Source organism: Pseudomonas sp. MF09156, assembly GCF_059862305.1.
The window spans coordinates 1-12,087 of sequence record NZ_JCBCUR010000010.1 but is presented as its reverse complement, the minus strand read 5'-3'; the positions used below and the strand labels follow the sequence as shown (position 1 = coordinate 12,087).

Sequence of the window (12,087 nt, the reverse complement as noted above, 5' to 3'; positions counted from 1 at the left end):
GTTGGTCGCAGCAGTGCGACTCAAGCCGATAAAGGAGCAGGTCTCATGACTCGCATATGCAAGTGGCTACCGAAACTGGCCCTGGTGGCGGTTTCAGTGATGGGGGTCGGGGCGACAGCCCTGGCCGCCGAAAAGCCGAATATCCTGGTGATATTCGGCGATGACATCGGGCAAACCAATATCAGCGCCTATTCCATGGGCGTCGTGGGCTACAAGACCCCGAACATCGACCGTATCGCCAAGGAAGGCATGATGTTCACCGACTATTACGCGGAGAACAGTTGCACCGCCGGGCGCTCGTCCTTTATTACCGGCCAGACGCCGTTGCGCACTGGCTTGTCCAAGGTCGGCATTCCCGGTGCACCGGTGGGCCTGCAAAAGCGCGATATCACCATCGCCCAGGCGCTCAAGTCCCAGGGCTACGCCACCGGGCAATTCGGCAAGAACCACTTGGGCGACCGCGATGAGTACCTGCCCACCAACCATGGTTTCGATGAGTTCTTCGGCAACCTGTACCACCTCAATGCCGAAGAAGAGCCGGAACGCCCTTACTGGCCCAAGGACGACGCGGCCTTCGTCAAGGCCAACACTCCACGTGGGGTGATTCACAGCTTTGCCGACGGCAAGATCGAAGACACCGGCGCCTTGACCACCAAGCGCATGGAAACCATCGACGACGAAACCACCGCCGCCGCCCAGGCGTTCATCAAGAAACAGGCCGAGGCCGACAAGCCGTTCTTTGTCTGGATGAACACCACGCGCATGCACGTGTTCACCCACGTGCGCGACTCGATGAAGGGCCAGAGCGGCATGCCCGGCAACGAGTACGCCGATGGCATGCTGGAGCACGACGGTGACGTCGGCAAACTCCTGCAGACCCTCGACGACCTGAAAATCGCCGACAACACCATCGTGGTCTACACCACCGATAACGGGCCCAACCAGTTCTCCTGGCCGGACGCGGCAACCACGCCGTTTCGCAACGAGAAGAACTCCAACTGGGAAGGCGCCTACCGGGTGCCGGCGATCATTCGCTGGCCGGGCAAGATCAAGGGCGGCGAAGTCTCCAACGAAATGCTCTCGGGCATGGACTGGTTCCCGACCCTGCTCGCGGCGGCCGGCGATACCGAGGTCAAGGACAAGCTGCTCAAAGGCTGGGCCCCGGTCGCGGGCGGCGCCAACTTCAAAGTGCACCTGGACGGCTTCAACCAACTGCCGTACCTGACCGGCCAGCAACCTAAAGGCGCACGCAACGAGTTCTACTACTTCAACGACGACGGGGTGCTGGTATCGATGCGCTTCGACAACTGGAAAGTGGTGTTCTGCGAACAACGCCAGCCTGGCGGTTTCCGGGTCTGGAGCGAGCCGTTCGTGTGCCTGCGGGTGCCGAAGATCCTCAACTTGCGCATGGACCCGTACGAGCGGGCGGACGTGGTGTCTGACCAGTATTACGACTGGAGCACCAAGAACGTGTACCTGGCGGGCGTCGCGGTGACCAAATCGGCGGCCTTCCTCGAAACCTTCATCGAGTACCCACCCAGCCAGAAACCGGCGAGCTTCAGCATCGACCAGATTCGCGCGGCGGTGGATGCGAAAATCGCCGAGAAAATGAAGGCAGCGCCGGCGCAGTAAAAGGTCGGAGCGGGCTTGTGTGGGAGCGGGCTTGCCCGCGATAGCGGTGGATCAGTCACCTAATGCATTGATTGACACTGCACTATCGCGGGCAAGCCCGCTCCCACACTAAACCCGGTTTGCACCGGGCATCTTCGCCAGTTTTGAAATATTTGTTCCCTTTGAACAAGGCAATCTGCAATGTCTTCACGCACTGCCAGCCAACCCCTGGCCCGTCTCCAGACCTCCACCCTGCTGATCCCCGCCCTGCTGCTGTTCATCTCCGGCAGCGCCGCTCTGGTGTTCCAGGTGCTCTGGATCAAGCAGCTGTCACTGGTGGTTGGGGTCGAGGTCTATGCCATCACCACCGGGATCAGTGCCTTCTTTGCCGGGCTGGCCCTGGGTAGCTGGCTGTTTGGCCGCTGGGCCGATCGGCTCGCACGGCCGCTGGTGCTTTACGCCGCTCTGGAAATTCTCGTCGCCGTGCTCGGAGTCAGCGCCACGCTGGCCCTGGGCATGGCCGCCAGCCCGTTTGCCTGGCTGGAACAGCGCATCGGCCTGTTGGCCTGGGTCCTGCCTTTCGCCCTGGTGGGCCTGCCTGCGCTGTTGATGGGCGGCACGCTGCCGGTGCTGGTGCGCGCCCTCAACGTCGATGCCAAGGACCTGGGCCAGGCCGGTGGCCGGCTGTATGCGGCCAACACCGCCGGGGCCATCGTTGGCACCTTGCTCACGGCCTTTGTGCTGATCGCCACCTTTGGCGTGCGCGGCAGTGCCCTGGTGGCCGCCTTGCTCAACCTGCTCGCCGCCGTCGGCGCCTTGTTGTACGTGCGCCATCGCGCAACGTCGGTCAATGCCCCGTCCAAGACCCAACCGGCGCGCCTGGCGCTGGTGCTGTATGCCATCGCCGGCGGCGTGGCCCTGGGTTATGAAGTGGTCTGGTCGCAGTCCATCGTGCAATTCATGAGTACCCGCACCTATGCCTTTGCCGTGGTGCTGGCCACCTACCTGGCCGGGCTGTTTATCGGCAGCCAACTGATGGCGCGCCGGGTCGCACGCATTCGCGATCCGTGGGGCGTCTTCGGTCTGCTGATTGCCGGTGCCGGGTTGGTGGCCCTGCTGGAAATCGCCTTGCTGGGCCGTTGGCTGGTGCTCCTGCAAACCCAGGCTGAAGCGCTGGTACTGAGCTTCGGCGGCAGCGAATTGCCAGGCATGAGCGCACGCTTTGCAATGGCCGCCTTGTGCATTGTGTTTGTGCCCACCTTGTTGCTCGGCGCGGCGTTTCCCCTGGCGCTGCGCCTGAGTGTGGGCGGCGCGCAGGTAGGCCGGGACGTGGGCGCGGTGGTGGCGTTCAACACCCTGGGCGGGATTGTCGGGGTGATGCTCTGCGGCTTTGTGCTGATCCCCTGGCTCGGCCTGGTGCGCACCCTGGGCCTGCTGGCGGTGATTGCCGGCGTGGTGGGCTACATCGCGGTGCGCCGTGGCCATGGGGTGAAAAAAGGTCGCCGCCAGGCCGTGGCGGCCATCGGCCTGTTGTCATTGGCCGTGGCCCTGCTGACCCCGATGGACCGCCTGGCCAACCTGCTGCCCGGCGCACGCAATGCCAGCCTGGCGTTTTACCAGGAAGGCCGTGGCGCGACCGTCGCGGTGGTCACCCAGGGCAAGGGCACGCGGGCCTTTCAGCGCCTGTACATCCAGGGCGTGTCCAACACCGGCGACGCCATGCCGTCCCTGCGCTATATGCGCATCCAGGCCCTGCTGCCGTTGCTGATCCATAACGCCGAGCCCCGTGCGGCGCTGGTGATCGGCTTTGGCACCGGCATCACTGCCGGCGCACTGTTGCGTTATCCGGGGCTGGAGCAACGGGTCGTCGCAGAACTGCTGCCTGCTGTGGTGCAAGCGGCGCCGCTGTTCAAGGGCAACTACAACGCTGCCAGCGATTCCGGCGTGCAGGTGCGCTTGCGCGACGGTCGCCAGGAACTGCTGCGCAGCCCCCAGGCCTATGACTTGATCACCCTGGAACCACCACCGCCCTCCGCCGCCGGCGTGGTCAACCTGTACTCGCGCGACTTCTACCAACTGGCCGCGCGGCGCCTGGAAAAACACGGCCTGCTGGCCCAGTGGCTACCGCTGCCGACGCAGAACATCGAAGACTCGCAATCATTGGTGCGCAGCTTCCTCGACGTGTTCCCCTACGCCACGCTGTGGACCAGCGAGTTCCACGAGATGCTGTTGGTGGGCTCCATGGAGCCAATCGAGCTGGACGCCGCGCGTATTCGCCAGCGCTTCGAGCAAGCCCCGGTGCGCAGCGCCCTGGCCGAGGTTGGCATTGATTCGGCCGCGACCCTGCTGGCGACCTGGGTTACCGATCGCAACGGGCTGGAGCGCTTTGCCGGGCAGGCCCTGGCCGTCACCGATGACCAGCCGCGTATCGAATATGCACCGTGGGTGCGCAGCCAGGAGATCAAGCGGGTGTTGCCGGCCTTGCTCGACTTGCGAGTGCCTGCGCCCTTGCTGAATGCCGATGGGGTATTGCTGCGCACCCTGGATGCCGAACAACAACGCCTGATGCAGTTCTACCGCGCCAGCCTGCACGCCTATGACGGTGATCGTGCGGCCTGGGGCCGGGATATCCGCCAGGTGTTGCAGGAGGATGGGGCCAATCCGTATTACCGGTGGTTTGTCGGGGATTGATGGGTGGGGCTGGCTTGCCGCCCATGAGCATGAGTATCTACACAACTGTGTAGTGGTTCTTGGGCTTGTGCACATATCCATTGCTGCGATAACGGCCACTCATGGCCGTGTCGCGGCTACCCCGGTATCCATGCCGGGGCGCCCAAGATCAGGATCAAAAGCAGAGCTGGAGCGCGAAGCCCCATCCCCTGTAGGCGTTGGGTGGGTTACTTGGCCTTGAGCTTGAGGTAGGACTGGTGCAGATCCGCCGCCCAGCCATCCATCACCGCCTTCACATCCGCCGCTTTCATCACCTGGGTATCGTTGTCCAAAGGCTTGCCCGTGCCTTTGCGCACGACCTGGGCGATCACCCGGCCACTGTCGCCATCGAGAAACTGCGCCTCGGTGCCCAGGGTGGTTTCCTGGTCACGAATCCCGGTGCCGGTGCTCACCGCTGCTGCCACCAGGGCGACTGGAATGTACTCGTACGGCTTGAGGCCTTCGGTCTTGCGGCTGACCGCTGTGATCGCCGCCCGCACCACAATCACCCCAGGTCCCGGGGCGTTGGCCAATGGCAGGGACTTGACCAGCTCACGCTTGAGCGCCTGGTTGTAGTACTCGTTGATGCTGCGCAAGGTGTCTTCGGGGATTTGCGCGGTGGCCTGGGGCTTGGGGAAAAATTGAGTCGGCTCGATATACACCGAGGTGTAGCGGTTCAGATTGAGCTTGGGATCGACCCAGCGCATCACCTCTGCGCCCGACGGCGACTTGGCTTCGCGCAACTGGCTGTAGTCGGACAGAAATCCCGAATACTCATCCGGCTGCGGGACTTTACTTGCACACCCGGTCACCCCGAGTGAGGCAATACACAGCGTACTGATCATGAGCCCTAGCTTCATGGCGCAACTCCTTGGCGTTTATCGTCGAAACGTGAAGTAACAGGTATAGCCAACTCTGGAAAAATATCCTACTACTGGCACATAAGTGCGGCTTATTTCACACCCCTGATTTGACAGGGCCCTGACCTGCGTCAAAGCTGCACACAGCTTAAGCACGCCATAGAGCGTCAATGCATCGGACATCGGAAGTCGCATGCCCAAGGTCAGCCACCGTGATTCATCCCGTCGTTATCTCTACCCACTGTTGATTGCCGTTTTGCTACTGGCGATGGCCGCGATCTGGCTGTTCCTCCAGGCCAGTACGCCCAAGCTGCCGCTGCCGGCGCCCACACCGGTGGCTGTTGTGGCTAAACCGCCGACGCCGCCTGCGCACATGTTGGACGAGCAGCAATGCCAGGGCTGCCATCAACCCCAGGCCAAGGACTGGCAAGGTTCTCACCATCAACTGGCAATGCAGCAGGCAACCCCCCAGACGGTACCGGCCGATTTCAACAATGCCTCGTTCCAGGGCGAAGGCGAAACCACTCGCTTCCTGCGCCGGGGCGATGAGTTCTGGGTCAACACCCCGGGGGTCGATGGCAAGCCTGCCGACTTCAAGGTCGCCTACACCTTCGGCATCGCCCCTTTGCAGCAGTACCTGATCGAGGTCGGCGACGGACGCTTGCAGGCCTTGGGCGTGGCCTGGGATACCGAAAAAAACCGCTGGTTCCACCTCTATCCCGGCCAGGGCGTGAACTTCAAGAACCCGTTGCACTGGAGCAAGCCGAGTCAAAACGCCAACTTCATGTGCGTGGAATGCCACACCACCGGCTACCAGCGCAATTTCGATGCGCCCAACAACCGCTTCGACAGCCAGTGGAACAGCCTCGGAGTCGGCTGCCAGGCCTGCCATGGCCCGGCCTCGAACCATGCGCAATGGGCAGCGAAGAAAGGCGACCTGTTGCATGCAGGCTTTGCCGTGGACTTGAAGGACAAGGACGCCACCGTCGAGCTTGAAACCTGCGCCCGCTGCCATGCACGCCGCGCCCCACTGGGTGATGGCTATACCGTGGGCAAGCGCCTGATGGATGATTACCTGCCCAGCGTGCTGACCCGCGAGTTGTATGCCCTGGACGGCAAGATCAAGGACGAAGTGTTTGAGCACGGCTCCTTCGCCCAGAGCAAGATGGCCGACAAGGGCGTGCGCTGCACCGACTGCCATAACCCCCATAGCAACCAGTTGAAGGCCCCCGGCAACGGTGTGTGCCTGCAATGTCACAACACGGCGGGCAAGACTGCGGTTGCCTCGGTAGATGGTCGCGGGTTACAGGCCAGGAATTACGAAGCGCCGGAACACACGCGCCATGTCGCCGGGCAGCCCGGCTCGTTTTGCGTCGATTGTCATATGCCCGGCAAGTTCTACATGGGCAACGACTTTCGCCATGACCACAGCTTCAGCATCCCCAACCCCGAGCGCGCCGCCAGGCTCGGCACCCCGGACGCCTGCCTGAGCTGCCACCAGGGCAAGGCCGGCGACAAGATCAGCGCACAATTCAAACTGTGGGACCACAGCCAGACACTCCAGGCCCCACGCTACGACGAAAGCCTGGCGCTGATTCGCGGCGGCCAGCCGGGTGCGGCACACGCGTTGTATGAGCAATTGGCGCGCAGCAACCTGCCGGCGATCCAACGCGCCACGCTGCTGGCCGAGTTGCCCAACTACCCCAGTGAGCAGGCGTTGAAGCTGGCGACCAAAGACCTGGGCCACCCTGCCCCACAGGTGCGCGAGCGTGCGCTACGGGCGGTCAGCGCCTTGCTGCCGCCTGCCGAGCGCGTGGCGCTGTATCGCCCCTTGCTCAAGGACCCGGTGCGGGCGGTGCGCATTCTCGCCGCGCGGGATCTGCTCAGCGTCGCAGCTCAAGGCCTGGGCCCGGCCTGGGAACAGGCCATCGGTGAATACGAGAACGTGCAACGGAGCCTGCAAGAGCGCGCCGAAGCCAACCTCAACCTGGCCATGCTGTACCAGGCCAGCGGGCGCGCCGGCCTGGTCGAAGCCCAACTGCGCACGGCGCTGCTGCGCGACCCGGACTTCTACCCGGCGCTGGTGACCCTCGCACAGTGGCTGGAGGCCAATGGCCGGGGCGAAGAAGCCCGCCGCCTGGTTGCCGAAAACCTCAAGCAACATCCCGAGGCCGCGCTGCTGCAACATACCCAAGGGTTGATGCTGATTCGCCAGGGCCATACGCCGTCGGCGCTGACGCACTTGCGCGAAGCCGCCCGCCTGGAACCGGGCAACGGGCAGTACAGCTTTGTGCTGGCGGTGGCGTTGCACGACGGTGGTCAGGTCGACAAGGCCTGCCAGCAGTTGGAAGCACTGCTCCAGCGCCAACCGTATAACCGTAACGCGCGGCTGTCGCTGATCCAGTACTACCTGGAGAACAATCAGGAACCCAAGGCGCAAGTGGTGATGCAGGGCTGGAAAAAACTCAATCCTGGCGACCCGGCATTGAAGTAAGCACCTGCCGCCGCCGAAACAGCGGCCGCGGCTCAATCACCGAGCGGCCATAGCTCACGCTCATGCCCGCCAGGCCCTTGAGTGCGTCGACGGCCGACTTGTCCTCGCGCACGGCGAACCCGTCGAAACCACACTGGCGCATATGGCTCAGTTGGTCGCGCAGCACATCCCCCACCGCCCGCAACTCGCCCTGCCAGCCCATGCGCGTGCGCAGCAGATAGGCCTGGCTGTAGGCCCGGCCATCGCGAAAGCTGGGGAAGTCCAGGGCAATCAGCGGCAACACCTCCAGCCACGGCTGCAGGTGTTCGACTTCATCGTCCGGGCCGAGCCACACCGCGTCCTGCGGCGGCTCTGGCGCAATACGCCGGCTCAGCCACAGGGCCAGCGGCAGGATCAACGGGCCAGCGGGCAGCGGTACGGCGGCGTCGCGCACCAGGGTCCAGGGGTCATCCTGCTTGATACGGGCCACGCCCTGTTCCAGGCTCAACAGATTGTTCATACCGGTTGCACCACGCTGCCATACACCCGCTCCTTGAACGGCTCCAGGCCGATGCGTTGCACGGTGTCGATAAAGGGTTCGTCGCTCTCCCGGTAGCGGACGTAGGTGGCGATCAGGCGTGAGATCACATCCGGGATCTGTGCGGCGCTGAACGAAGGGCCAATCACCTTGCCCAGCGCACTGGCCTTGCCCTGGGCGCCGCCCAGGGTGATCTGGTACCACTCGCTGCCATTTTTATCGACGCCCAGGATGCCGATATTGCCGATGTGGTGATGCCCACAGGCATTGATGCAGCCGGAGATATTCAGGCTGATATCGCCCAGGTCATGCAGGTAGTCGAGGTTGTCGAAGCGCTGCTGGATCGCCTGGGCGATGGGGATCGACTTGGCGTTGGCCAGGGCACAGAAGTCGCCGCCGGGGCAGGCGATAATGTCGGTCAGCAAGCCGACATTGGCGCTGCCCAGGCCCTGCTCGCAGGCCAGGGACCACAACGCATGCAGCCACGCCTTGGGCACATCCGGCAGTACGATGTTCTGTTCATGGGCGATGCGGATTTCGCCAAAGCCGAACTGCTCGGCCCACTGCGCCACGGCGTCCATCTGCTCGGCCGTCACGTCGCCCGGCGGCGCGGCAATCCCCGGCTTGGTGGACAGCACCACACTGCTGTAGCCCGGCACTTTGTGGGGCTGCACGTTGCGTGTCACCCAGCGCGCGAACGCCGGGCTGTCAGCCATGTGTGTGCCAAAGTCCAGGTCGGTGTCGGGCAGGGCCTGATAATGCGGTGGTACAAAGGCCGAGGCCACGCGCTGGTACTCATCCTCGGTCAATTGCGCCGGGCCGTCGCGCAGGTGCTGCCACTCCTCCTCCACCTCCCGGGAAAACGCCTCGATGCCCAGGGCCTTGACCAGGATCTTGATCCGCGCCTTGTACTTGTTATCGCGCCGGCCATGGCGGTTGTACACGCGCAGCACCGCCTCGACGTACGACAGCAGGTGCTGCCAGGGCAAACCATCGCGAATCTGCAAGCCGAGGATCGGCGTGCGCCCAAGGCCGCCGCCTACCAGTACGCGCAACAGCATGTGGCCACTGGCGTCCTGGTAAAGATAGAGGCCGATGTCATGCATCATGATCGCCGCCCGATCCTGGCGCGCCGAGCAGATGGCGATCTTGAACTTGCGCGGCAAGAACAGGAATTCGGGGTTGATGGTCGACCATTGCCGCAGGATTTCCGCGAGCGGGCGCGGGTCCAGCAACTCGTCGGCGGCCACCCCGGCAAAGGCTTCGGTGGTGATGTTGCGCACGCAGTTGCCGGAGGTCTGGATCGCATGCATGTCGACTTCGGCCAGGCGCTGGAGGATGTCAGGCACCTGCTGCAACTCGATCCAGTTGAACTGCATGTTCTGGCGCGTGGTGAAGTGGCCGTAGCCGCGATCGTAGTCCCGGGCAATGCTCGCCAGGGTGCGCAACTGCTGCGCACCGAGGGTGCCGTAGGGGATCGCCACCCGCAGCATATAGGCATGTTTTTGCAGGTACAGGCCGTTTTGCAGGCGCAGCGGCAGGAATTCTTCTTCGCTCAGGTCGCCAGCGACAAACCGTTCGACCTGATCACGAAACTGCGCCACACGCTCCAAGACCAGGGCCCGGTCGTACTCATCGTACCGATACATCTCGCTACCTCATCATGGCTGACCGCGCTCGACGGCAGCGGTTTCTATGGGAGCGACTATGCACTTACAGCTCAATGCGTCACAGATTCAGCTAAAAACTAAAAAACCATATCAGCCGTGCAATACCCCATGTTTTAAGGGATAAATTCTGATCCGTATTAATGTAGTTTTTCTGAGCCTGTTTTGTTTTTCATGGATTTCCTACAGTGCCCGGGACTTGAAACCGTGGAAGACTGACCATGAGCACAGCATCAACCGGGCAGGCCTATAACTATAAGGTTGTCCGTCAATTCGTCATCGCCACCGTGGTATGGGGCGTTATCGGCATGGCCATGGGCGTATGGATCGCCTCCCAACTGGTGTGGCCGGACATGAACCTGGACCTGCGCTGGACCACCTTTGGCCGCTTGCGGCCACTGCACACCAGCCTGGTGATTTTCGGCTTTGCCGGCAGCGCGCAATTTGCCGCCAACTACTACGCGGTGCAACGTACCTGCCAGGTGCGCCTGTATAGCGACTGGCTCGCCGCCTTTACGTTCTGGGGTTGGCAGTCGGTGATTGTGATCATGCTGATCACCCTGCCCCTGGGCTACACCACCACCAAGGAATACGCCGAGATCGAATTCTCCGGCGCGGTGTGGATGACCGTGGTGTGGGTGGCCTACGCCATTGTGTTCTTCACCACCGTGGTGCAGCGCAAGACCCAGCACATCTACGTCGGCAACTGGTTCTTCGGCGCGTTTATCGTGGTGATCGCCATGCTGCATGTGGTCAACCACCTGTCGATCCCGGTGGACTGGTTCAAGTCCTACCCGGTGTATTCCGGCGCCACCGACGCCATGGTGCAGTGGTGGTACGGGCACAACGCGGTGGGGTTCTTCCTGACCACCGGGTTCCTGGGAATGATGTATTACTTCGTGCCCAAGCAGGTCGGGCGGCCGGTGTATTCCTATCGCCTGTCCATCGTGCACTTCTGGGCGCTGATCACCCTGTATATCTGGGCGGGGCCCCACCACCTGCACTACACCGCGCTGCCGGACTGGGCGCAGTCGTTGGGCATGGCCATGTCGCTGATCCTGCTGGCACCCAGCTGGGGCGGGATGATCAACGGCATGATGACCCTGTCGGGCGCCTGGCATAAATTGCGCACCGACCCGATCCTGCGCTTTCTGGTGTTGTCGCTGGCGTTCTACGGCATGTCGACCTTTGAGGGGCCGATGATGGCGATCAAGACGGTCAACGCCCTGTCCCACTACACCGACTGGACCATCGGCCACGTTCACGCGGGTGCCCTGGGTTGGGTGGCGATGATCACCTTTGGCTCGCTGTACCACATGATCCCGAAAGTCTTCGGTCGCGAGCAGATGTACAGCGTGCCGCTGATCAACCTGCACTTCTGGCTGGCAACCATCGGCACGGTGCTGTACATCGCCTCGATGTGGGTCAACGGCATCACCCAGGGCCTGATGTGGCGGGCGGTCAACGACGACGGCACCCTCACCTACTCGTTCGTAGAGGCCTTGCAGGCCAGCCACCCGGGGTTTGTGGTGCGGTTTGCCGGTGGGGTGTTCTTCCTTGGCGGCATGTTGCTGATGGCCTACAACACCTGGCGCACCGTACGGGTGGCCGACCTGAAGGTGGCGCACAATGATGCGCAGATCGCCTGATGTGGGAGGTCATTTTCAACCTGGCGGCGGTGATCTGCCTGTATGGCGCCGTGGAGTACTGCCTGCGCGGGCAATCGGGGGAAACCTTGGATGAGGCGAGCTTGATTCCGTTTGCCGACGACCCGGAAGTGGCGCGGCGGGTGGAGCTGGCGACAGGCAAACAGGTCAAGGCGGTGGCACCTGAGGAGGCCAAGCCGGGCTGGGGTAATGTCGAGCTCTAAAGCTCGGTGTTGGGCTTTTTGTGGGAGCGGGCTTGCCTGCGATGGCCATAGGTGTCTACACAACTCGCTCTTTTTTTGTAGTTGGGTGTGAGTACATATCCGTTGCTGCGGTCATGGCCGTGTCGCGGCTACCCCGGCATCCATGCCGGGGTGCCCACTGCGCAATACCTGCCTGCGGCCATCGTGGTTTGAAGGGGCACCTAAGATCAAAAGCCAGATCAAAAGCAGAGCGACAGCAGAACCAGAGCGCGAAGCTGCATTCCCCTGTAGGAGCTGGCTTGCCTGCGATGACGCCCGAAAGAACACATCAGAGTATCTGGTATTCATTCGTCATCGTTAACGACCATCGCAGGCAAGCC

General features: G+C 62.7%; 8 protein-coding genes. 5 read left to right on the top strand and 3 right to left on the bottom strand.

Annotated elements, in window-relative coordinates:
• Positions 1-45 precede the first annotated feature (45 nt).
• The gene (locus AC19YY_RS20370) at positions 46-1,632 is read left to right on the top strand and encodes an arylsulfatase (RefSeq protein ID WP_169952525.1); all 1,587 of its coding nucleotides are present in this window, start codon (positions 46-48) and stop codon (positions 1,630-1,632) included.
• Positions 1,633-1,812: 180 nt separating this feature from the next.
• Entirely contained in the window at positions 1,813-4,302 is a 2,490-nt protein-coding gene (locus AC19YY_RS20365; RefSeq protein WP_500604749.1) for a spermidine synthase, read from the top strand.
• Between the two features lie 206 nt (positions 4,303-4,508).
• Here the strand turns inward: AC19YY_RS20365 and AC19YY_RS20360 are convergent, their stop codons facing one another.
• Positions 4,509-5,180 carry a DUF3313 domain-containing protein gene (locus AC19YY_RS20360; RefSeq protein ID WP_500604748.1) on the bottom strand — a complete coding sequence of 224 codons (672 nt, stop codon included), beginning with the start codon at positions 5,178-5,180 and terminating at the stop codon, positions 4,509-4,511.
• Positions 5,181-5,373: 193 nt separating this feature from the next.
• Between AC19YY_RS20360 and AC19YY_RS20355 the strand changes: the two genes are divergently transcribed.
• Positions 5,374-7,674 carry a tetratricopeptide repeat protein gene (locus AC19YY_RS20355; RefSeq protein WP_500604747.1) on the top strand — a complete coding sequence of 767 codons (2,301 nt, stop codon included), beginning with the start codon at positions 5,374-5,376 and terminating at the stop codon, positions 7,672-7,674.
• Here AC19YY_RS20355 and AC19YY_RS20350 read toward each other — a convergent pair.
• Positions 7,646-8,173 (bottom strand): DUF934 domain-containing protein, encoded by a 528-nt coding sequence (locus tag AC19YY_RS20350; RefSeq protein WP_500604746.1) that lies wholly within the window; start codon positions 8,171-8,173, stop codon positions 7,646-7,648. The two genes, AC19YY_RS20355 and AC19YY_RS20350, sit on opposite strands and share 29 nt — an antisense overlap.
• Entirely contained in the window at positions 8,170-9,840 is a 1,671-nt protein-coding gene (gene nirA / locus AC19YY_RS20345) for a nitrite reductase NirA (RefSeq protein WP_500604745.1), read from the bottom strand. The genes AC19YY_RS20350 and nirA overlap by 4 nt, the downstream gene beginning before the upstream one ends.
• A 239-nt stretch (positions 9,841-10,079) precedes the next feature.
• On the opposite strand from nirA, the gene ccoN reads away from it, so the two are divergent.
• The gene (ccoN, locus tag AC19YY_RS20340) at positions 10,080-11,507 is read left to right on the top strand and encodes a cytochrome-c oxidase, cbb3-type subunit I (protein ID WP_500604744.1); all 1,428 of its coding nucleotides are present in this window, start codon (positions 10,080-10,082) and stop codon (positions 11,505-11,507) included.
• On the top strand, positions 11,507-11,728 hold the full coding sequence (locus AC19YY_RS20335; RefSeq protein WP_169952532.1) for a cbb3-type cytochrome c oxidase subunit 3: 222 nt from the start codon (positions 11,507-11,509) through the stop codon (positions 11,726-11,728). Before ccoN ends, AC19YY_RS20335 begins: the two co-directional genes overlap by 1 nt.
• Positions 11,729-12,087 lie beyond the last annotated feature (359 nt).